A 22,132-nucleotide genomic window follows, 5' to 3' on the forward strand; every position below is an offset into this window, starting at 1 on the left:
TTGTTGACAGGTTGCGGCACTGCGAAGTGACCGAGATGATCAGTCAGGGACTGCAGGCCGATGGCATCACCATCTCCAATAGCACACTGTGCATGTGGTTCGAGGGTCCGCGACGAAGGCCGTGCTACCAGCCTGTGAAGACCGCGCCGATATTGCAGGAGCGTGTTGTGGCCCAGGTCAAGGTCAAGAGGACCCTCCCCTTCTGGTGTCGCACTGTGTCGCACTTGCTAGTCTTCAATAAGACCAATTTGCTGCCCATCCTCCAGATCAACGGCAGGCAGGTGCTCAAGCGATCGATTGGCTTCCGGCTTCGCATTCTGTTGCTGTCTTTGGTGGCCAAGGTGACCGACGAGCGCTTGGTCACGAACATGTAATGACGGGTCTGGACGGGCATGACGGCTGAACATTGTGGCGATGGCTTTCGATTGCCGCAGCGGCGAATTGCTGGGCTAGCACCTGTCACCCAGCGGGAAGTCCAAGACGGCCATTTGGGCGCTGGAGCAGGCCCTTCTCTCGAGCTTCGGCCTGCTGGGCAAAGTACGCGAGCTATTTCGGGTGCGTTCGGACAACGGCCGGGTCGTCACCAGCCGCAGCTTTCGGCGGCTATGGGCAAGGCATCCAGCCCTATCGAGCGCAGGGAATGAGCGAGGTGGTGCGGGCCAGTGCAGCTTTGCATCGCAACCACTGTGAATCGCTCCGGGTTTGAACTGACCCCCAGAAGTTGGACAAACTTCAAAGGGCCCCAAGGGGAAGTACGAAACAAAGTTCAAGCTCAAGGTTGTTGAGAGCTTTCTGGCTGGAGAAGGCTGCGCGAAGCGGCTGGCCCGGCGCTGGTCAGTGCACGAGGAGAAGATTCGTACCTGGGTCAGTCACTACCGACTGCATGGAGTTGCCGCCCTGCAGCCGAAACGCGGTGCGTACTGCTGATTTAAATCTTCAGGTGCTGCCGCATCAAGATCGTGAACAGATCTCGAGTCGGCAGGTTGCTGCGATTTACGATACTCGAACCCGATTCAGGTTGTCGTCTGGCGGCTTGCCTTCGACGGCGGCGGTGTCGCGGGACAGGAAGGCAGAAGACCAGCGCATCTTATGAAGGCAGATAAGCCGAATCCAGAGCCGCCGGACACGGACGACACCAGCGCGAACCGAGCGTTGCGTGAAGAGGTTGAAAGACCGCGCGCGGAGGTGGCCTACCCAAAGCGTTGGTTTGAGCCAATCGGTAAGCTGCGCAGAAAGAGCGCAAGCCGTCTCCGAGCTGAGGCCAGACTACCCGTTGCCGATGCTGCTGACCGTCGCGGGCTTGTCGCGAACCACGTTCTATTGTCAAGCCAAGGTCATGGAGACCAGCGACAAGTACGCAGGCCTGAAGTGAAGGATCAAGGCTGCGTATTCCGGCGTTGTTGAACACCGAGTCCAGTGCTCGGATCAATGGTCTTTTTCTTGGGTCCAAATTTCTACAGCGGTGGGCAACGCGAAGCGTTGTCCACGGCCAGCCGGGCGCGCAGCGCCCCCCGCACCAGCATCAGTTCAGCGCACCGGTTGTCGATCAGCGCGCCCAAACATGTTATGCGGGCGGGTTGGTTCGAAGGTGACCGGTCGGTGGACCGCTTCAGGCTGTTTGCAGCCGATCGGATTCGGCAATCGTGGGGCAGCAATGTGCCCCGAGCAGCCGTTCGAGGGCCTGCCACAAATGTCGTCGCGGAATAGGTGGGGCCTTGAGATTTAAGGTCTGCCCCTCGCCCGTGAGGGGTGTGACATCAGACAAGAGAGAGGCGAAATTGAAGCTCCGCGTGCGGCTGCAATGCAGCGGGAGCCATCGCTCAAGGTTGAGATGCTGAGTCGCGTCGCCAGCCACATTGCGGTCACTTGATTGCCCACCCGCCGTAGACGTCAAGTTAGGATCTTGCCATCGGCCCTGCCTTATTCGCAAGCGATGTTAAGGATGTTGGGCACTGTGAATATTTCGTTGTGACACCTCAGAGTCGGTTGCCACGGCTGCATGTAGGTATGGATGCGCCTCTGGATGCGTGCATCATCACCGCTTCGAGTCCCTGCAACACGCGCCGTCTGATCGGCGACTGGAGCCACTGCTACAACCATCGGCGCCCTCACCAGGCGCTGAACATGAAGACCCCCGCTGAGGCATTCGCATTAGCGGCCTGACCTGTGCAGGTTCTGCTGGGTCAATACAAGGCCTTGCAGCCGCAATTTTCTGATACCGGTCAAGTGCGGCCTTCGGGTCACCTGCGGCGCGACGAGTTAGTGGATTGAGTGTCAACGGCGTGCGCGAGTGTTGCTATTGCGACGTAGTCCCGGGGAACCTTGCCTGCATGAACGTATTCACGTCAGCCAACAATTCGGAGCAACGCAGTTGGCCTATTACGTTCGTAAGTTTGGCGTTGTCCCAATCGGCCATGACTTTTGATGCGGAACTGAATTCACGATGGAACGATTTTCCTGCAGATGGTTCAAGGGCTTCCCGCATAGGACCGCCTTTGAGAATCGGGAACTGGGTCGAAACCTTGTCAATGATCTTTGATCCTGCGTAAACGGACAAGAATCCTCGATATTTCTCTTGCTGCAAAGGCGAACTGGAGGAGGACAGCAGTTTTGATGATGCGGCGCCACAAAAGGCCACCATGAAAAGGTGAGCCCTTGGTTGATATTCCTCCCGAATGGCTTGCTTGATTGCTTCTCCAGCCCCGTCAAGCTCGGTCTGCGCAGTGGCAAAGTCCGGGTTTGTCGCGCAAATTATTATTGCCAGAAGAGGGCGAAAAAACCGGAGTCCAATATTCATCCGTTTCATATTCTCTCCTGGATTGCAAGCGTCGAAGTAGCACGGAATGTGGATGAGCTTTCCGCTCATGATGGCAGCTCTGAGCGTATGTGGCAACGTTCGCGGGACGCCAGGCGGCGCCACATGAGAACGATATTGGCGTTGAGGCCGTAGCTCATAGCCACTTGGGCCACGGACGCGCCTGGCGCCGCGCATGCGGCGATGACTTGCCGCTTCTGCTCTGCATCGTGAAGCCGACGACTGGCCGGCTTGGCGTCTGACATGGTGTCCACCTAACTTGTTTGGTGGGCACCATCCTGACTGCCGGCCACGGGCCGTTCAAGGTGAGTTGGCCGGGACCAGCAGTGCAAGAAAACTCCATCGACAGGGGTCAGTCGGCATCAAGCCAGGTGGAGACCGCTGGACTTCGGCGCTCTATCCTCAAACTTGATGACTGCAGTCGAGAGGGCCAACCTACGTCATGCACCGGCCAGGAGCTAGCCTTCGCGAGCGTCGGTCTTCGGGTAGCCGAACCACCCGTTGACATTAATGCTTCGCGCAGAGCGAACGACTGCCTGCTCAGCTTACAACGTCGCCAATGCCATTGCTGGTTCCGAGCGTGGCGGCCGCCGTCTACGGCCGGTTGGCAGCCTGCTTCGTGACGGCGCGGCGGCTGCGCCCGGATTTACAACCCGGCCTAGCTAGATCGCACCGGTGTTCGGAAACAGGATCTTGTAGTGCCATGCAGACAGGTGATTCACTACTGCATTGCGAGCGCGAATACGGCATAGTCACCCCAGCCTGGGGCCTTCGCTCGGGACTGTACCGTCGTGCCTTGGAGGCAATCCAATTGCGCCAACGCGCCGGGCCTCAACTCAAAAACCTGGGAGGAGCGATGTCGCGCAGGGCACTACTAATTATTCTCTTTGCGTTGATTCAAATATTTACCAACGAGGCGATTGCCTCCGAATTCTCCGGAATTCCATTCGCCTCAAATTTTCAAGGAAAAATTACCTATGACGGATCGTATAGCGGCCAAGCCGCGAGAAACGTGCGGTCGCGACCAGTTGCGCTTAATGGTAGATTCAATATTGAATTAGAGATCCACGGCCAAAATATTAAGGGCACATTAGCAATTACTTCAATTCTGTCGAAAACGCATATCTCCGGAACTCTTGTCGATGGCGTTTGTTCGATAGATGTCCCCGGCCAGCAGTTGCCAATCGTAGGCAATTGTGGCAGCGAAGGATACGAAGGTACGATCGATATCGTTGGCACTAAGACCGGCCAAATAGCTGTCAAAGCGCGCAGCAAAAATTTCATACCATTCCTTGCTCCTGAATCAAATGGCCCGAGAGCTGCGACTCCTATTAACGGCGAAACATTAGTCCCCGGAATTCAAGGATTGAAAATCGGCGATCCAGTTATCAAAATTACTCAGCTGGTGAACGGCGTTAGTTGGCAAAAGTACCCCAGCCAGCTGTACTACGACGGAGCGAAGCCCGAGGCCTCATTGTGGAACGGTGCGTATGCCACGGAGACGCGTCTGTACTTCGACGGTCCAAACGAATTGCTAACTCGCGTGGCCTCTGACTACCTTTTCATGCAGCAGTCGGATCGCGACGCTCTAGCAAAGTCGCTGACTTCACAATACAGGTCAATTTACTCCAATCGCGAGGGCGAAGTGTATTGTTCAAAAGATGACTCGAGGTACATCATCCTGCAACGGAATCAATACATCAGCTCCAAACCAGCGCAGCAACGGCTTCAAGTCCTCATAGGTGCCGATTGCCGAACATACGACACTATAGCCACAGACAAGCGCGTTCCTGAAAATATTCGCAAGCTCCGCCATGCGTCCCCAACTACGCAGCAAATACGAGCGGCTTGCTTAATTAGAGATAAGCATTCGCTGAAAATGGAATACAAACCCACTGTTCGTGTCGAGGTTGAAACCGGCAGAATTGTTGGGAGAGGCAACGACGATCTCACATTCGGAATTGAAGACACGGCGGGCAATTTGTGCTTGATACCGATCACCCTGCGTTGCAGCGAACCGAAGCTAAGAACTGTTGTGAACAATGGCGAATGGATCAATTGCACGGGAAAGATCGACGTCGAATAAGTTGGCGCTGAGGCACTCAGGCATGACCACCGCTCGCACCTCCTCCACAGTGATCTAACCGTCCCGAATGTGTTGACGCCCCCTCGATCCTCCCTTGCAATTGCTGGCGATGGCGGCTCTGGTGCGCCCTTTGCATTTGTGCTGGGCACATGAAAATTCGATTCATTGGCGGTGACGCAGAGCACGGCGAGGTCTTTGCCGTCCGGACGAAGACCGAAACCGGCATGCTGTTTCAATCGGATAAGCATGCACATCCACACCCTTCTGCGCTGGTCAGCGTCAAGGCACGGGTCTCCATTGACGGCGTGTCGCGCGAGATCGTGAGGTAGCGACTAACCGATACGCGAAACGACGTTCAGCTTTGCAGCCTCGAATTTGAGAAGTCGAAGGTCAGCAACGGGCACGAAGGCGCCCACCAGGTGGCTGGATCGAGGTGCAGGAATGTGCCCATACCGGGTATTCGCATGGCTTCTGTGGAATCACGCTACCGACCCTGAATCGACTTACCCCTCCGCACACCCACCGCCCAGAAGCGGTCGGTCGCAGACACACCGAGGTGCCCGCTCTTCGTGGGAGCATTCGACGTTGCCATGCGCATGCGTGCGCTGGTTGTCATCGCCAGCCACTTCCTCGGCACCACTCTGATGCCGGTGCTCTTGGAAACCCTGAGTGGCCTGTTGGTGGGTGCGCGCCGGGCCTAGGTCGCCTTGGTGGCGGCGGCCGGCGATGGCGTTCTCGCCGTTGACCGCAGTAGTTCCACTGCAGGCCCGCGCCGTGGTGCTCACGTTGTCCGCCCTATTCGCGGTGTACCAGCTGAGCGCGGGCGCGTGCGGGCTGCAGGTGCGCCGTGGTTGCCGCTGTGGCAGGCGCGGCGCTGACAGTGGAGGTGCTCGCCCGACACGCGCGCACCGGCGGCGCACCCGGCCGCCAGCGTGTGTGCCGCATGATCTGCTACCTAGGGCAAGCAAGCTTGCCGGCCCCGTAGTCAATACGCATGATGACGCTCCAGGACGCGCGCACCAGAATGCGCGATATGGCCGGGGAGGGGCCGGATGAACGAGAGACAGTGGAAGATCTTGCTTGCGCAGATGGCCGGAGGCTTGGTCGTGCCCGTGCTTGGCCCGCAGCTCGCGACGGATGGCAACGGCGTCGACTCATTGCAGGCCGACCTGGCGCAACGCTTGCGTCAGCGTCACGATCTCGACGTGACGCAGCCGCTGCCGCGTTTCCGCGAGCTCAACGCTGCAATCAGCGAGATCAAAGCGCTGCGCAGCGAGGTGAAGCTGCAGGACGTCTATGGTGACGTCTGCGAGCTGATCCGGGAGCTGTCCTCTGACCCCAGGCTGGTGGTTCCGTTGCCCATTCGGCAACTGGCCGAAATTACCGACTTTCGCCTCTTCGTCACACTCACGCCCGACGACCTTCTGGCGCGTGCACTACGCAGCCGCGTGGCCGTCAACGAGATTGTGCATTCGCCCTATCTGCCCACCAGTGAGAAGGACGACCTGCCCTTGGACTGGCAGGAGCGGACCAGCGAGGTGCAACTGCTCTATCTGTTCGGCAAGGCCAGCATGGCACCGCAGTTCGCCATCCACGACGAGGACGTGCTGGAGTACGCCCACAACGTCATCTCGCGCGGCAGCCACTGGCGCGAGCGGTTCTTCGGCGAGCTGCGCGGGCGCAACCTGCTGCTGCTGGGGTCCAACTTCCCCGACTGGCTAGGCCGCTTCTTCCTGCGCGCCACGAACAAGAACCGGTTGATGGGCGAGAACAACAAGCGCGACTGGCTGATCGAGGAACCGCAGGCCGACAACGGCCTCACGCTGTTCCTGCGCAGCTTTAGCCGCGACACCGAGGTGCTGACCGGCAGCTCGCCAGCGAAGTTCGTCGCCGAGCTGCACCAGCGCTGGACCGCAGCCCGCGCGTCCGCGGTCGCACCGGTAGGAAGCGCTGTCGAAGAACCGGGGCTGCAGGGTGCCGTGTTCTTCGTCAGCTATAGCCGTTCCACGGACCAGGCCGCCGCCACCGCCTTCGTGGCGTGGCTGCGCGTCGAACTCAAGCTGTCGGTGCGCGAGATCTGGTACGACCGCCAAGCCATCGAACCTGGCGACCGCTACGGCCACGCCATCTTCGATGGCATCAAGAGCTGCCACTACTTCGTCCCCTTGGTCTCGCGCGCGTCGGACGCCCTGGCCGAGAAGTTCTTTCGCCGCGAGTGGAAGGCCGCGCTCGAGCGCGAGACCGGCATCATGGGCCAGACCTTCGTGGTGCCGCAAATCGTCGATGCCGACTACGACCCGCAGTCCTACGTGCGCGTGCCGCCCCCCTGGATGGAAGGGCTGGACTTCGGGCACTCGCCTGGCGGCGTGCCCGATGCACGCACCGCGGGCACGCTCAAACGCCTGTTGCGCGCGGTGCGCAGCCTGGCCGGGGAACCGGCCTGATGGAAGGCCCTCTGGAGGCGCAGGCCGCAGCGGCAGGTGCGGTGCAGCTGAACGCGCAGAACCCCTGGCCCGGGCTCGCGGCATACGACGAACGCGCTCAGGACTACTTCAAGGGCCGCGACGAGGAAAAGGGCGAACTGCTGCGGCTGGTGAGCAGCTACCCACACGTGGCGCTGTTCGGCAAGTCGGGTCTGGGCAAGAGCTCGCTGCTACAGGCCGGTCTGTTCCCGCTGCTTCGGCAGAAGAAGACCTACCTGCCGGTGTACATGCGCCTGAACTTCCAGGCCGACGCGCCGCTGCCGCCCCTGATGCAGGCGCTGCAGGCCCTGCTGGCCGCGCTGCGCAACAACGCCTGCGACCACCCCGTTCCCGAGCCCGACGAGACGCTGTGGCATTACCTGCACCGCCGCGACCTGGAGCTGTGGAGCGATGACAACTACCCGCTCACGCCGGTGCTGGTGTTCGACCAGTTCGAGGAGATCTTCGCGCCACGGGCTGCCGGCGCGCCCACGGCCGAGGCGCTGCTGGTGGAGATCGGCGACCTCGTCGAGCCCTCGCGCATGCCGGCCGAGCTGACCCGCGCACCAGCCAGTGCGGACGATGCGGCCCGGCTGCGCCGGCAATTGCAGGCGCTGGACCTGCAGAAGCGCCGCTACCGCACCGTGATCGCCTTCCGCGAGGACCACCTGGCCGCCTTCAAGGCCTGGGAGCCGCGCATCCCGAGCCTGCTGCAGAACTTCCTGGCGCTGCAGCCCATGCGCCGCGACCAGGCAATTTCCGCGGTGTCCGAGCCGGGCTCGGCTGTGCTGGAACCGGGCGTGGCGCCCCGCATCGTCGACTTCGTCGGAAACCTGGCTGCCGAGGCCGGCGACACGGTCGTCGCCAACGGCACGGTCGAGCCGGTGCTGCTAAGCCTGTGCTGCACGCAGCTGAACAGCCGCCGCACAGACGGCCGGCGCATCGACGCCGAACTGCTGCGCACCGCGGGCGACGACATCCTCCAGCGTTTCTACGAGGACGCGGTGCACGGCCTGCCGGTGTCAGTGCGGCGCTTCATCGAGACCGTGCTCGTCCAGGGCCGGCGCTACCGCGGCGCTTACGCGGTGAAGGCCGTCATCGACGAGAAGCACATGTCCGCCGACGACCTTACGCTGCTCACCGACAAGCGGCGTCTGCTGCGCGTGGATCCGCAGTCGGGCGTGGAAAAGGTCGAACTTATTCATGACCGGCTGGTGGGCGTGGTGGTCAAGGCGCTGGACGCGCGGGTGGCCGAGGAAGACAAGGCCAAGGCGGCGCTGGCCAAAATAGCCGCTGCCGAAGCCCGCGCCGAAAAGGCGGCGCACGCGCAGCGCACCCGCGAGGCCGCGCTGGCCGCCGCCGACGCAGAGCGCCAGCGGCTGACCAACGAACGCCTGCGACGATGGCGTTCGCGATTGATGGCTGCCTGTGTGCTGCTGGCGGTGTTCGGTGGCCTGGCCATCTGGCAGGGCTGGCGCGCGCAGCAACAGACCGCGCTGGCCGTGGCGCAGGCGGCCAGCGCTGCTGCTGCTACGCTGGAGGCAGAGACAGAACGCAAGCGTGCCGAGAAACTCACCGACGAAGCGCGCAATTTGCGCGAAGCTGCGATGAGGCAGCTGGAACAGGAGGCCAAGCTGCGCAAGAAGGCCGATGCACAGAGCCGGCGCGCCACAGCCGCTGAGAAGCGTTCGGTCGAAAGCCTACGTGTCGCAGTGGCGCTTCGCCTGGCCACCGAAGGCACGGCCACGCTGTCGGGAGTGCGCGCCGGCACCGACCGCCAGGCGCTACTGGAACTGGTGGCAGCGCACCGCATGGCGCAGGAGCTGCCGGCCGTGAGCGCGCAGCTGCTGGACGCTGTCATCAAGTACGGGCGCCTGGTGCGCCTATTTGAAACCCCCGGGCACCTAGCGGCCCTCAGCCCCGACGGTCGCCTAGTGGTAACCGACGCCGGACAGCGGGCGCTGCGAATCACCGACGTGGCCACCGGCCGGCCCGTCGGGCCGGACCTGCGGCCACCCGGCGAGTCTCCGGACGAGGTCGAGATCCTGGCGCTGGCCTGGAGCCCGGACGGGCGCCGCATCGTGGCCAGTGGCGATGACAAACGGGTGCTGCTGTGGGACGCCACCACACGCCAGCTGGTGCGCACCATCGACGAGCCCCAGGACTTGGTACGCGCCGTCGCATTCAGCCTCGACAGCCGCGAGCTCGCCACGGGCGACGACGAAGGAAAGGTGCACTGGTTCAACACCGCCGATGGCAAGCCGCGTGGCGAACCGCTGGAAGCCCACAAGGATTGGATCCAGGCCCTGGCCTACAGCCCCGACGGCAAGCTGCTGGCCAGCAGCAGCGACGATGGTCGCATCGTGCTTGCCGACACGGCCACGCAGCAGCAGAAAGGCGCGGCGTTGACCACCGACGGCAGCGAGGCCATCCTAGCGTTGGCCTTCAGCCCAGACGGCCGCAGGCTGGCCTCAGGCGGGCGCGACAAGATGCTGCGTGTGTGGGATGTGGCCACAGGCACGTTGAGCGAACCCTTGGCCCCGGCGCACGACGACAGCATCACCGCGCTGGCGTTCCGGCCGGACGGCGTCGTCGTGGCCTCGGCCAGCGAAGACCGGACTGTACGCTACTGGGGCAGCACCGATGGCAAGATGGTGGGCGAACCGCAACGCGGCCACGACGCCGCCGTACGCAGCCTTCAGTTCAGCACCGACGGGCAAAGGCTGCTCACCGCCGGCGCCGACTCCACGGCCCGCCTGTGGCACGCCTCGCTAGGCCCGCAGCTGGGCCAGCCGCTGCGGGGCGCGGCCTTGCGCTACCTACTGCGCGTGCGCTTTGGCGAGAACGGGCGCGCACTGGACGGCTACTACGACGACGGTACGGTGAGCGCTTGGAATCTGGACACCGGGCGTCAGACTTCCAGCACCGAGCGCACCGTGGCGCCCGTACCGCTCACGACACTTTCGCTGCGCGACCGCATTCTGTCCATGTTGGCGGCCTCTGCGGCGTACAGCGGGAACGGACAACGCTTCATCGAGTGGCGGACCGGCGGGCAGTTGATCCAGCGCGACGTGGCCAGCCGCACGGAGATCGAGCCCGCGCTGCAGGGCCCACCTGGCCGCAGCGTCACGGTGACCTACAACGATGACGGCCGCTACCTCGTGGCGTTGGCGAAGGACAAATCCAATTCCCTGTGGATGTGGGATACCGCTGCTAAGCAAGACACGCCGCTGAAGCGCGAGCTGCCCGCCATGGGGCGGGTGGCGGCTTTTGCACCGCACGGCCGCCACCTGGCCGTGGGACTATCTAATGGCCGGGTGCAGTTCCTCGACCGGACGACGGGCCTGACCGTCGGCGACCTGGGTGTCGTAGCCGATTCCGGCGTAGCCGTGCTCGCCTACAGCGACGACGGCGAACGGCTGGCCATCGGCGACGGTGCCGGCGGCCTGCAGACCTGGTCGCTGGCGGGCGGGCGCGCGGTGCGCCTGTGGCGCAGCGAAGGGCACGTCCGTACGGTCACGGCAGTGGCTTTCAGCCCGGATGGCCAGCGCCTGGCCACCGGCGGAACCGACGCCTCCGTGCGCTTGTGGGAGGCCACGACCGGCAACGCCATCGGTATCCCCATGAGGGGCCATGCCAGCGCCATCGTGAGCCTGGCTTTCTCGCCTGACGGCAAGCGCATCGCATCGGCCGCCCGCGACCGCACGGCGCGGGTGTGGCCCGCATTCGACACCTGGGCCGACATCGTCTGCGCCAAGTTGGGGCGCGACCTTGACCGCACGGAATGGGGCGAGATCGTCGCCACCGACGTGGACTACCTTAAACCATGCCCAGGCCTGCCGGTGGCCAGCGCCGCCGAGATTAGCAGTACGGCCGCGGCCCGCCAGCGTGCAAGGTCTCGACGTTGAAGAGCCCTTAGCTGAACAACGGCTACGCCGAGGCCTACCTCGCCGACAGGTCCAGCACCCCAAGCTTGCGGTACAGGTCGTCCAACTCCTTGCTGATCGCATCGTTTGCCTGCAGCGTGATGGGCTGACCCAGGTCGTCGACTGCGGCACGACCTGACTGAGCTCGCACTCGTGAGCCTTGCATCAAGCACGAACTGAGGTTGCCACTTGGCGCCGCGACTACAACGAGGTCAGGCCACACAGCATCATTGGAAGAATCCCACCTGCTAGGTTCGCTGAGGAGCATCGCCGAACTAATGGGGACCCTGCGCAGCGCCCGACCTCAACAGAAATCCATTGACCTTCAACCCAGGACCCCTAGCGACTCATTGGTAAGGCGGAAGGGGGCAGGTCAGGAATCCAAGGTTTCGCCGCTCGGGTTGACTATCGAACCGTCGTCGTGGACGCTTTTGAGGTCGATGTTTATCTCCTCCGAACCGAAGAATGCACTCACCCGACGCAAAGCGCATAGAGCAAAGAAACACTTGTCGCGGCCCTTGCCCGCCTGCTTCATCACCGATTCAAGAAACTCGATAGCGTCCAGAGCTCGGGGGTTGCCCAGCTTGTGCTTGTATGCGGCGCCGTGGGATGCGAGCGCGAGGGAATGCGACGTGCGGCAGTCAACACTGCGCGTTGAGTCAAAGCACTGCCAATTCATGGCAGTTACTCTGTCCCTCATTTGTTTGGCAATGGATCTCTCCACTTAGACGCCAGCGGCTTCATTTCTTCATTGAAGCAGGTAATTTTTGATTGTCGCTCAGAGGAATCAGAGAAGCTCTTTGGTTCCTCAAATTTCTCGCCATCAAATATGAAAACTCGCTCTGCTATAGCAGTCGCCCCAGCGTCCACAGTAAAAACAAATGGCTTCTCTGCTTTTCTGCTTGAAATTGCCTCATGACTTAGACTTGTCCGCGATTGCCTAACTTTCGCGGAAGGAGAAGGTTGGATTTCAAGAATACAGTCCGAAAGCGAAACTTTTCGCGATGTTGGATTTCGGACCTCAAAGGAGACAGCAAAGGTTGTCGCTTCTGTAGCAAGTTCGTGCATCTGAGGCACGGTTACGCTCGCCTCAAGGCCGGCCATCTGGGCCATCGTTATGACATTTGTAGTCGGTAACACCTGTTCCATGCGAATGGAAAGCACTGGAACGGAAGATATTTCAGCGTACTCCTTGTATAAAGTGCGTATGGACAAGGCAACGCTGAAGAAAAAGGTTAACAGCCCACCGCTGGCAACCAGAATCTTAGTATACGAAGAACGTTGAAACCACCCAACTATCCTGTCAGGAAACTTTTTCGGCGTCTTATGTAGTGGTATAGGCCGCACTTTTCTAGGTTTCATGTGCTGAATCGCAATGCTGTATTCCCGTCAAGAGTAGCAGTTAGCATTGTACGAAGCAACACTACGCAAAAGAAGGGCGACCGGCGAAGCGGGGCGAGCCTAAGCTGTCGAGACCCTGATGTGGACGTCGCCAGTAGCGCAGCACGATGCGTCTTTGCTTCGCCTGCAAGCGTTGCCGGCAGGCATGAAACCATTGCCTGTCTCTACCGAGCTACCCTTGCTACCCCCACAAGCCGACGCCAATGGTCGGCCGGCGCGCGCTCGTGTCTACGTGATCGGCTACCCAGGCGGACGTGAGCTATCGTTCTCTTTTCAGGACAATGAACTCCTGGACCATGAGGGTCACCGGTGCGTCGGACTGGCTCGATGCGGCCACCCATCAGCAACCACAGATGGTCTGCACGCCGCGAGTCGGAGGTGTGCAGGGGTTGATGCTTCATTTGGAGCTCCTTCGCGCTGCGCGCTTGGTGTCGACTTGGGGGGGCAGACCTGCAAGATCAAGCGGCCTAGAACCCAGCCCGTACATAGGCTGAAGTAGCCAGTCCGCCAGCCATCGCTCTCGGTTTGCCATGCCGCGTTGACGGGCTGCCTGAAGCAATTTGCCACAAGCTGACTGACGTGACCGAGTTCAATGTCCGCGGCGCAAAGCTCTACCTGTCACTTGTCAAGGACGATTCGAACTCAGGGCTTCGTTGCCCCTGCCGGTAGCCACTCCACGCCCGTTCGTCGTACCAACTCTGAATAGCTGATCGGCCGCGATGCGATTTCATCATCCCGGTTGCTTTGCCAGTGAGCCCAGGCCTGTCGGGAATCGCTGTCATAAACCAGCTTGAAAAGATGGCTGGGCACGCTGACCTTGTTGCTGCCGATCCGCGGGCTGTTTGAATCGAACACCGGGCCCGTAATCACATAGACATCGCCCTTGGCACGCAGTACATACTTGCGCGTGTCCTGCTCAATTTTGGACCAGGGCCCCGAGTTGTGTCTTATCGACTGGGGCACCATGTTGGCCAGCGAGAAGGACTGGGCAAGTGTTTCTTCCGTGACCATGTCGCCGGAGGGGGCCATGTGGCCGCGCGAATAGCCAGATCCTTTGTAGTCGTCGAGTTCAGCCCGCTCCGCACGCGGCAGCCGTGCATCCGCAAAAAACCGGTCGGACCTCGGCAACTTGATGCCGCGTAGAGCATGCTTGTTCAGCCGGTGGGCAACATAGACTGGTGTTTTCGTATCACTGCTGTGCAGCACCGCGAAGCCGTCGTAGCAAAGCTCACGAAGATGGACATTGCGAGGGACGGGAGGTGGTTGCCGCTGCACAAAGAACTCTGGGCAGCGCGCGAAAGAGGTCGGCAATCGGGCGACCTCCAGGGCGAGCGACCGTGCTTTCGCGGGCAAATGCCACGCAGCAAGGCAAGCAAATGCAAGAGACCAAAAAGCTCGGGAGACAAGAAAACGCACGTTGAGACGAGGGGCCTGTTGCAATGACCTCGCATTGGACCATTGCCCGGAGCACCTCACCCGTGCGCGGTGTCTATGTCGTCCCGATGCTCAAGAGCCGGCAACCTTGAATTCGTCCCGCTTGCACCCCTGGGCTTCGTAGTCGGCCAGCCACCTTGCCGTTCGCCCGCGGCCGCTCAATGTGTTCTCGGGGCTCGCTGGATCTCGGTAGAGGACCTCCGGTGCTGCGTTCTGAATAGCGCGCTTGCCAGGGCGTGCCGGACCTATATAGGGCTGCAAAGCTTCCATCGCTTCTGCGACCGAGAACCCGGCCGCTTGAACCTTCCTGGCAAACCCATCGGCCAAGACCTTCAGCTCCTCGCCAGGCTTGCCCTCAATCTCACGTTCCAGCTCCGCTCGCAGAGCGACCATCTCCGCATAGTAGATATTTCCAACATGCACTTCTGTCATGCGTATCTCAATGGCGCTGCTATGCAGCGGCGAGCAATAGTACGCTGGGGCGCGATGCCTTTGAGAAGCAATGCTTGCCGAGGGACTTCCGGTCCAGCATGCAAAAAGGGGCCCCTGCAGTTGTCCCGCGAGGCCCAAACAGGCAGTAGTCAAAACTACTGAAGTCTTGCGGCTCTAAACATGGCAAATTGTTTATGTTGATCCGTCTGGTGTCTCCCGGGCTCATTGCAACGGTCGGCGTAAGCCATCCGTGCAATGGGCCGCTGTTGTTTCGTGCATTCGGCTTGTGTATCGAGCGTTGTCCGATTGCACCGACGCGGACCTCAACTGGTTCGTCCCCTAGTGACTGGCCTCAGGGCATCACGCCAACGGGAGTATTTTCTGCTTCAAAATCCGAGCGTAGTCATGGCAACCAGAGCCTACTGGTGCTTCATTTCGTACAGACATGCCGACAACAAGGAGGAGGGGCGGCAATGGGCGACGTGGCTGCACCAGGCGCTCGAGGCTTATGAAGTGCCGGACCGCCTCGTTGGTACGCGAAACGATCGTGGCGAGCTCATTCCAGAGCGGATTTTTCCGGTTTTTCGCGACGAGGAAGAGCTTGCAACGGGAGATCTGACGCGCCGAATCTATGACGCGCTTGACCATACGCAAGTACTGATAGTTCTTTGCTCGCCCCGTGCGATCAAGTCGGAGCATGTCGCGAAGGAAATCCTTTATTTCAAGGGGCAAGACCGGATAGCGAACCGCGAGGTGATTCATGCCGCGATCGTCGCGGGCGATCCCTGTGCGACCGACGACTCAGCGGACTGCTGTATTCCGGAGGCCTTGCGCTACGAAATGCAAGGCGGAGCTGCGGTGAAGAACCGGGATGTGTCGTTGCTCATGGCCGACTTTCGACTTGCTGACGGCACTGAAGGATGGACGACACCGCAAGCTTATCGTAGCGCGATCGAGAATGGACCTACCAGCCTCCCAAAGCGCGAGATTGAGCGGCTTGTTGCCACCTATCGCGATCGATTGAATCAGCAGAAGCTTAAGCTGATTGCCGGCATCTTGGGCGTACCCTACGGGAGCCTGCAGGAGCGCGACAAGGCCCATGCGCTGAAAGTAGCCGAGGCTCGCGCAAAATCGCTCCGCCGATGGCTGACCGCCGTCACTGGCGTCCTGTTGGTGGCGATCGCGCTGGGCGTGTATGGATATCTTCAGGACCAAGCGAGAAGTATCGCTGATACTGAGAAGCTCGAGGCTCTGAAGGGCCAACAACGGTCCGACTATGAGAAGCTCGAGGCACTGCGGGGCCGGCAGCGGGCCGACGAACAGGCGCTGCGCAGTGATCGTATCGCCGCAGCACGGCAGCAACTCGAGTTGGCTCGGGCGGTTGGTGACGACGACCCACTGGCAGCGATCAAGAAGGGGCTTCTAGCGCTGACAAGCCTCGATATCACGGATCCCACCGGGACGGACTCAGCCTACGAAAGCCTCGGCGATCTGATTAAGTCGGGACGGGTGGGCCGAATTGGGAGGAACACAAAGGCCGTGTATCCCACCTTGGACGGAAAGTCCCTGCTCGTCCACCACGGCGACGATGTCGCCGAAGTCATCAGCCTTGCGGATCTTCGAACCATCCGCAGTTGGAAGGGTATCACGCAAATCTCGGCACCCTGGGGACCGGACGCCAACTGGCGATCGTTCAATGGCCGTCAGATCATCGACATGCGCGACGGTTCTTTGGGAGTGCGACCATTCTTTGCAATGTCTCGGATTCTCGCTCCCCCGGCCAATTCCTTTTGGCAGCCGTTGGCCCGATACAACCGCGCAGGCGGTCAGTGCAGCCTAGGGTTCGCGGAATGCTTTATCACGTCAGTAAACGATGGTGACGAGTGGGCGGCCGTCGACTTGTACGTAGAACGCTTAGATCTTCGTACGGGAAAGATCTCGCGGATTGGAGATGTCTATGAACTTGCGGTCAGTCCGTCGAGCCGAGTGCCCTGCCAAGTTACGCGTGAAGATCCTGGTTGGTTCTTGACCACAGCGGCCGGCAGGGTGCCAATCGGTAGAACCTATGACGTGAAATCGACGTCATTCTCGTCGAATGGTCAGTTCGCACTCGTGGTGGGCGACTCTGAAATCTCGATCCATTCCTGCATTGGAGGGCGCCTCCTTTTCACTCGAGCGGCCGACAAGCCTGCTCGGGCGGCGTTCTCGGCGGATGGTGATCATCTACTCATCCAAGCTGGCGGACACCTTGAAGCCGTAAATATTTCCGAAGAGCACGTGCTCGCTCGCTTGGCCAATGAGGGCGAGGCTGCGTCGGGCATTTCGATCGAGCTCAATTCGCCCTCATCTTGGAAGCTGAAGCGGTCGAGCAATTCGGAGCTAATCGCATACCGACACGGCAAACTGTGGGCTCATCTTGCCGCAGTCAATCGTACGGGCCATTTGGCCGCCGTGGCGAATGCCAGCGGCGCATTTATCAATCTGGAGACAGGCAAGCAATATCAAGTTGGCGGAACAGGCTACGTGTTTAGCGAAAATCCAGAAGCTACTGTCTTCGTCACGTTCCACGAGACGGAGACCAAAGGCGAGCACCCACAAAAGGTGATTGATCGAATCATTCTCCGGGACGTCCAAAGTCCCGACCGAGTGCTCGCCACAATCGCGCGCCAATCGCAAAGACAGCTTGATATGAGCGCTGCGACAATGGGTCAGTCCGCAGGACTCTTCTATGTTGCGTTGTATGCAAAGGAAACGAGGGAGGATCCTCCTTTCACGACAATCTTTTCGCACGAAACGATCTTGTTCGACGTGCGTACCGCAAAAGCGTTCAAGACACTCCCATTCCGGGTCGACGAGGCCTCGCGCAGCCGGGACCGCACCCAGTCGTTGGTAGTCCTGCGAGGATCCACCGATAAGCGTGACGATCTTTTCTCTGTCGTTCGTGCGAAGGACAACACAGTCATCTGGGTTTCAGACCTCGACGGAAGCCAGCTTGTTGGTTTTCATGTTGCTGAGACGACGGATCCGAGACTCTTCGTCGTTCAGTACAAGACGGCTGTCGGAGCGATTCATCGAGTAATCGACGGGAAACTAGTCGCCAAATTGAGTGGTGTATTGACCCGAGTGGAGTTCTCGGAGGACGGGCGGTTCATCACTGCCTGGTACACCGACGGTCGCTGCGAACTTTTGAGCGTGACCGACCTTGAAGTTACTGTCCTTGCCCAACTGGGGCTCATAGTGGCCAACGTGCAAGTACTTAGGGGGGGGCACGAAGTCGTGGTGCGCCATGACGATGGCAGGACCTACTTGCTCAACATGGACTGGCTCGGTCGGGTAGTGAAGGCTAGTCTCTCGGTTAGGCAACTTGTCGGTGAAATTCGTGACAAGGGCGCTGGTCCGGCCGCTGTACCTTGGTGGAGCGCAGAGCATCCTTCGCACCATCCCTGGTCAAAGCAAGCGTCTGGCGCGAAACCATAGATAGGTAGAGATTGCATCACACTGCTCAGTACGTCGATCATAGACCGGTCGCTCGCCACGAAACCGGCCAGGGGCAGCATTGGGTCGGTATCGCCATTTCGCATTTCGTGAGAGCAGCGGATGGACTCCATGCAGCTGGAGCAAATCCTGGACAGTCTGCTGGTTTACGCGGAGAGGTATCGCAACTCTGGTACCGACATTGAGCTAAAACTTCAACAAGGGGCCTTCCCGGCCTCGCCCATCATCTGTAATGGCAGTACCTGCTTGTACGTGCCTAGGTTCTTGGCGGCTGCACATTCTTTTCGCGCGTAGGACTTGGGATGATCGTATAGCGGCGACTCGATGCACCAGACTAGTGCTGCCGACCGTAATTGGCGCATCAGCAGCATATCGAGCGCTCCACCGCTAACACGCTCACGACGTTCGGCAAGCCGACGCGGCAGGCACCAACGGTCCCAGAACACCTTCTCGCCGCTTTGGAGCAACTCGAGCACGGTTTTGAATGCCAACGCAGTGCCGTCGTAGATGCGGTAGCTGATGAAATTCAATGGGAGAAGATTTGACTTGCGTTCCCAGTCTCGCAAGCCCTTAGCCGATACAAGGCGTCGCATGCTCTGCAGACTGTGGCCGATGGGCTTGCCAGTGTCGGCCCACAGCTTCCTCTTTTCACCCGCAGTGTTGACCGTGCTGAGTTTTGACAGCAGATTCTGGGCGTCCATCAGTGGAAACCATCTCGAAGATGGCGCCGCCATGAAGTGAAAGCCACCGCCGCGCCTGCGCTTCACCGAGGCTACGACTACGCAGGCATCAATGCCCGGCGGCAATTCGCCCCAAGGTGAGAAGATCTGGCTGACGATCCAGATGCGGTCGCCGGGCTGCACAATTGCAGCCATGCCTGATTGCCGTTGCGTCGTGTGGCGGGTAGGGCGTTCGAAGCCATCACCGCGGCGCTGATAGTGGTGGAACCAGGGATCCGATACTTTCTCTGGGATTTTCAAGACCACCTTCCGGGGCAAGTAATGTATGAAGTCTTGCGGCGGGCGAGGCCTCATTTCTTACTGTCCCCGGCATTGCCCTCTTGCTTGGCGGACGCTTGGGATGGCGCATTGGCGGGATCCGAACTCAAAGCCGCCAGCAGTACCGCTAGGGACTTGCGCTCAACTGTTGGATGCGCTTCGCTCTCAAATGAAGGTAGCACTCCGTACTCCGCGTGTGTCGCGGCGAAGATCCATGGGCCTTGGAAGCTGGCGCTGCGGCACAGGGCCTCGGTCTCAGCCGTCAGTAGCTCGACATTGACCATTACCACGAGCATGCGCAGCTCGGCGCGACTTTCAGGGTGTTGCTTTCCACGTCGTAGCATACGGCTGTCATGTCGTGTTCGTGAGGCTGCGGGAACTACAGCTATAAAGGCGAAGAAGTGGCTCGGCTACGAATCGAGCGAATGCTGATCCCTTCGTTAGCTTCATATTGCCCCTTGCCGCGCAGGCGAGGCATGGCATGGGAGCCCGCGTGGTGCAGAGCCACGACTTCCCAGTTCGTGTTGAAAACCGGGCTACCCGAGCTACCCGGCTCCGTCGGTGTTCGGTAGTGCAGCAGGCGGTCGTGGTCACAAACATCGAGCAGTTCGCTATCGTGCAGCGAAAGCTGAAGCGCGTCACCGGAAGGGTGGCCCACCACGAAAACCTTTGTTTGGCGTGAGGGCATCGGTAAGCTATCGTTGGTTCGTAGTGCCAAGCCGCCTTCCGGCCAGCTTTCCAGTTTCACGACGGTTACGTCCAGTCGATCTTCTTCCGTAATGCCCGGTTCTCCCGGTGGTGAAGTGAACAGCACCTGCGGGGCCACCTTGTGCGACACCGGTTTGCCTCGGGCAGAGCTCTCAAGCTCAAAAGTTACCCAAGCGTCGGTGGGCCGAATGGCATCTTTCACGGTATCACTGATGACGTGAGAGTTGGTCACAAAGACCAAGGCTGTCTCTGGGCCGATTCCAAGGGCACTCGCTGCAACAAGAAAGCCGGTGCCCAGTCGGCGACCGTTCGTATCGGTCACGCAGCCGATGCTGGCACACTTTTCGAGCATCCTCTTGATCATGGCAACAGTGAACGTTCGCTCTCCAGCAAAATTCTTCTCAAGCGACAGCGGATCAGTCTGTGCGGTCTTCAACATCTCCGGCGACATGGACCACCTTTTCTGTGTCCGCATGACGTGCCTGTCGATGATGGAACTTAGCCGATCAGCACATGTCCTGTCGCGCAACGCGTTACCGAGCCAGATCTCGCGCAGCTGGCGCGAGTAGCTTTCGATGTGGAACGGATGCGCCTGCGGGTGCAACAGAAATCGATGCAGCCAGAGCTCTGCTTCATCGCAACGGTTCAGAGCTAGGCAGGCTTCTGAGGCAGTCGCTAATGGCCACTGACTAACGTCACCTTTCGACATTCTGTTTTTAACATCGACCAACAAGGCTCGGGCCAATGCTGGCAGCCGCAGGTCTTCGGGTGGACGCAAGCTGGGATCTAAGCGTTCTTGAGCAGCCACTAGGGCTACTATGTTGATGCCGTGGAAGTACGGCCTGCCATTGCCTCGATAGCGAGCTGCGTAGTGCTCAATCGCTCGGGCCAGCTCATCGGGATCATTCGACCGTACGAATCGTTGTTTGGCGATGCGTCCTTGTTGACCCTGGTACTCGCCCAACTCTACTCTGGCCTGCTGGCTGTCCATGGTCTTCGCCGACTCTATGGCATGCTTTAGTCTTTCTTGCGCTCCCTCAAGTTCGTCCATTTCGATCAAAGCCTGCACTAGACGCCTCTCGACAACGAGATCAAATCCCAGCCTTGCGTTCCAGGTCTCGGCTAGCGTACGAGCGGGAAGGAACATCCGATCATTGTTGAGGGCCGCCAAGGCGCGCCTAACTTGCTCGACTCCTGGGCCGGATGACGACCCAAGTAGGGTGCCAATATGGCTGATAGTGGCTTCGAGTTCGTTGGGCAGGCAGTCCGGTATCGTGCCGCTCAGTAGCTCGCCAGCGAGTAGCTCGACATTGTTGTGGTTCACGACAGATCGATCCCAAGAGCGCCGGCAAGTGCCCCCCGGAAGCGCACGCCCGCCAGGTAGTGAGTAATGGTGTGTCGCCAGCTTCCCCAGTTAGACTCTTCAAGGTCCTCGACCTTCTTACCGTCAACCACGGTGTAGTCGTTGGCAAAGCGTGGGTCGACTCCGCAGATTGGATCCTTGGGGTCAAACACGTTGACCCAACGGAGGAGTTTGGCCGCGGGGAAATCCACCGCAGTGACTCCCACGGCACGCAATTCGTCCTGGACTTCTGTGATACCTAGTGGCGAGCCGAGAGTGAACAGCGTGTCTATCTGCGGGCAGTCGTCGACGTTTCGTAGAACGTCGTAGGCAATCATGGTGCCCATGCTGTGGGACACGATGACCACTTTCTCGGCCAAAGCGCTCGCCGCGCGCAAGTCCCTGACAAGTCGTTCGCGCAATTCTCTGCGGACCTGGACCCGTGCACCATCCGGCCGCTCGTACTCCTTGTTGAAGAGATAGTAATAGGCTTCCTTTGCCGCTTTACGGATGATCGCTTCCTTCACTGGGCCCGGAAGCCAAGATGCGATCTCGAATTGCCCAGGAGCCGTCGCTACGGTAGCCGCCGCAGGCGTCACTTCAACATCAGCGGCGACCTGTTTCATTAACTGAGACTCAAACTCGGCCAGGAACCGGGCCTCACGTGGCGTCGATGGCTTGGGGAGTGCGAGGTAACCCGCGACTGCATCGAGGTTTGCGGGCGTAACTGCCGACTCGATCGCGTTCTCGTACTGGTCTCGGTAGTCGGTTTCGTAGTCGGTGCCATAAAAAACATCGGCCCAGTAGTTAAAGGAGGGATCGACCCCCTGGTCCTGCAGGTTGAGTCCCGGATTGTTTACACCAAATACCTCCGGCTTCGGGCCACTCCGCCCTAGTCCCCAGAGCCATATTTCTCGCAACTTCTCTGGAGGTGGCTTTTTCGCTAAACCGTGTATGAACACCACTGCCGCCTTGTACTTTTTCGCCATTCCATTTCCATCTAAAGACGCTGGCTCAATGCCAGCTTGAGATG

At 60.0% G+C, this 22,132-nt stretch carries 16 protein-coding genes and 2 pseudogenes; 9 read left to right on the forward strand and 9 right to left on the reverse strand.

Annotated features, from left to right (window positions below; all coding sequences use genetic code 11):
- Positions 1-26 precede the first annotated feature (26 nt).
- The 3 genes and pseudogenes from OOB33_RS13295 to OOB33_RS13300 all read left to right on the forward strand — a co-directional run bounded on the left by OOB33_RS13295 (position 27) and on the right by OOB33_RS13300 (position 2,163).
- Positions 27-374: a hypothetical protein gene (locus tag OOB33_RS13295; RefSeq protein WP_271009025.1), complete on the forward strand. Its 348-nt coding sequence runs from the start codon at positions 27-29 to the stop codon at positions 372-374.
- A 382-nt stretch (positions 375-756) separates the two neighbouring features.
- Positions 757-927: pseudogene (locus tag OOB33_RS24550) on the forward strand (helix-turn-helix domain-containing protein); the annotation flags it as partial.
- A 1,080-nt stretch (positions 928-2,007) separates the two neighbouring features.
- Positions 2,008-2,163: an integrase core domain-containing protein gene (locus OOB33_RS13300; protein WP_271009026.1), complete on the forward strand. Its 156-nt coding sequence runs from the start codon at positions 2,008-2,010 to the stop codon at positions 2,161-2,163.
- A 133-nt stretch (positions 2,164-2,296) separates the two neighbouring features.
- Here the strand turns inward: OOB33_RS13300 and OOB33_RS13305 are convergent, their stop codons facing one another.
- Both OOB33_RS13305 and OOB33_RS24555 read right to left on the reverse strand, forming a co-directional pair.
- On the reverse strand, positions 2,297-2,866 hold the full coding sequence (locus OOB33_RS13305; RefSeq protein ID WP_271009027.1) for a hypothetical protein: 570 nt from the start codon (positions 2,864-2,866) through the stop codon (positions 2,297-2,299).
- Positions 2,863-3,060: a transposase gene (locus tag OOB33_RS24555; RefSeq protein WP_442953010.1), complete on the reverse strand. Its 198-nt coding sequence runs from the start codon at positions 3,058-3,060 to the stop codon at positions 2,863-2,865. The genes OOB33_RS13305 and OOB33_RS24555 overlap by 4 nt, the downstream gene beginning before the upstream one ends.
- Positions 3,061-3,518: 458 nt before the next feature.
- Here OOB33_RS24555 and OOB33_RS13310 point away from each other — a divergent pair, with 458 nt between their 5' ends.
- The 5 genes and pseudogenes from OOB33_RS13310 to OOB33_RS13330 form a co-directional block, all read left to right on the forward strand.
- Entirely contained in the window at positions 3,519-4,901 is a 1,383-nt protein-coding gene (locus tag OOB33_RS13310) for a hypothetical protein (protein ID WP_271009028.1), read from the forward strand.
- Between the two features lie 149 nt (positions 4,902-5,050).
- Positions 5,051-5,230, forward strand: a complete 180-nt coding sequence (locus OOB33_RS13315; protein WP_271009029.1) for a hypothetical protein — start codon at positions 5,051-5,053, stop codon at positions 5,228-5,230.
- Positions 5,231-5,953: 723 nt separating this feature from the next.
- On the forward strand, positions 5,954-7,345 hold the full coding sequence (locus OOB33_RS13320; protein ID WP_271009030.1) for a toll/interleukin-1 receptor domain-containing protein: 1,392 nt from the start codon (positions 5,954-5,956) through the stop codon (positions 7,343-7,345).
- Positions 7,345-11,271: a WD40 repeat domain-containing protein gene (locus OOB33_RS13325; protein WP_271009031.1), complete on the forward strand. Its 3,927-nt coding sequence runs from the start codon at positions 7,345-7,347 to the stop codon at positions 11,269-11,271. The genes OOB33_RS13320 and OOB33_RS13325 overlap by 1 nt, the downstream gene beginning before the upstream one ends.
- Before the next feature lie 175 nt (positions 11,272-11,446).
- Positions 11,447-11,611: pseudogene (locus tag OOB33_RS13330) on the forward strand (integrase core domain-containing protein); the annotation flags it as partial.
- 51 nt (positions 11,612-11,662) lie between these two features.
- Here OOB33_RS13330 and OOB33_RS13335 read toward each other — a convergent pair.
- From OOB33_RS13335 to OOB33_RS13350, 4 genes are all read right to left on the reverse strand, one after another.
- Positions 11,663-11,968: a hypothetical protein gene (locus OOB33_RS13335; protein ID WP_271009032.1), complete on the reverse strand. Its 306-nt coding sequence runs from the start codon at positions 11,966-11,968 to the stop codon at positions 11,663-11,665.
- Positions 11,969-11,985: 17 nt separating this feature from the next.
- Positions 11,986-12,651, reverse strand: a complete 666-nt coding sequence (locus tag OOB33_RS13340) for a hypothetical protein (protein WP_271009033.1) — start codon at positions 12,649-12,651, stop codon at positions 11,986-11,988.
- Positions 12,652-13,332: 681 nt separating this feature from the next.
- The gene (locus OOB33_RS13345; RefSeq protein ID WP_271010053.1) at positions 13,333-14,043 is read right to left on the reverse strand and encodes a DNA/RNA non-specific endonuclease; all 711 of its coding nucleotides are present in this window, start codon (positions 14,041-14,043) and stop codon (positions 13,333-13,335) included.
- A gap of 153 nt (positions 14,044-14,196) precedes the next feature.
- Complete coding sequence (locus tag OOB33_RS13350; protein ID WP_271009034.1) at positions 14,197-14,556, reverse strand: H-NS histone family protein; 360 nt, start codon at positions 14,554-14,556, stop codon at positions 14,197-14,199.
- A 405-nt stretch (positions 14,557-14,961) separates the two neighbouring features.
- Between OOB33_RS13350 and OOB33_RS13355 the strand changes: the two genes are divergently transcribed.
- Positions 14,962-18,033: a TIR domain-containing protein gene (locus OOB33_RS13355; protein ID WP_271009035.1), complete on the forward strand. Its 3,072-nt coding sequence runs from the start codon at positions 14,962-14,964 to the stop codon at positions 18,031-18,033.
- A gap of 212 nt (positions 18,034-18,245) precedes the next feature.
- Here OOB33_RS13355 and OOB33_RS13360 read toward each other — a convergent pair whose 3' ends face one another.
- From OOB33_RS13360 to OOB33_RS13370, 3 genes are all read right to left on the reverse strand, one after another.
- The gene (locus OOB33_RS13360) at positions 18,246-19,031 is read right to left on the reverse strand and encodes a hypothetical protein (RefSeq protein ID WP_271009036.1); all 786 of its coding nucleotides are present in this window, start codon (positions 19,029-19,031) and stop codon (positions 18,246-18,248) included.
- Between the two features lie 403 nt (positions 19,032-19,434).
- Positions 19,435-21,081: a serine protease gene (locus tag OOB33_RS13365; protein ID WP_271009037.1), complete on the reverse strand. Its 1,647-nt coding sequence runs from the start codon at positions 21,079-21,081 to the stop codon at positions 19,435-19,437.
- Positions 21,078-22,088 carry a PGAP1-like alpha/beta domain-containing protein gene (locus OOB33_RS13370; protein ID WP_271009038.1) on the reverse strand — a complete coding sequence of 337 codons (1,011 nt, stop codon included), beginning with the start codon at positions 22,086-22,088 and terminating at the stop codon, positions 21,078-21,080. The genes OOB33_RS13365 and OOB33_RS13370 overlap by 4 nt, the downstream gene beginning before the upstream one ends.
- Positions 22,089-22,132 lie beyond the last annotated feature (44 nt).

This window comes from Paucibacter sp. B51 (genome assembly GCF_027863535.1).
Classification (GTDB): domain Bacteria; phylum Pseudomonadota; class Gammaproteobacteria; order Burkholderiales; family Burkholderiaceae_C; genus Paucibacter_A; species Paucibacter_A aquatilis.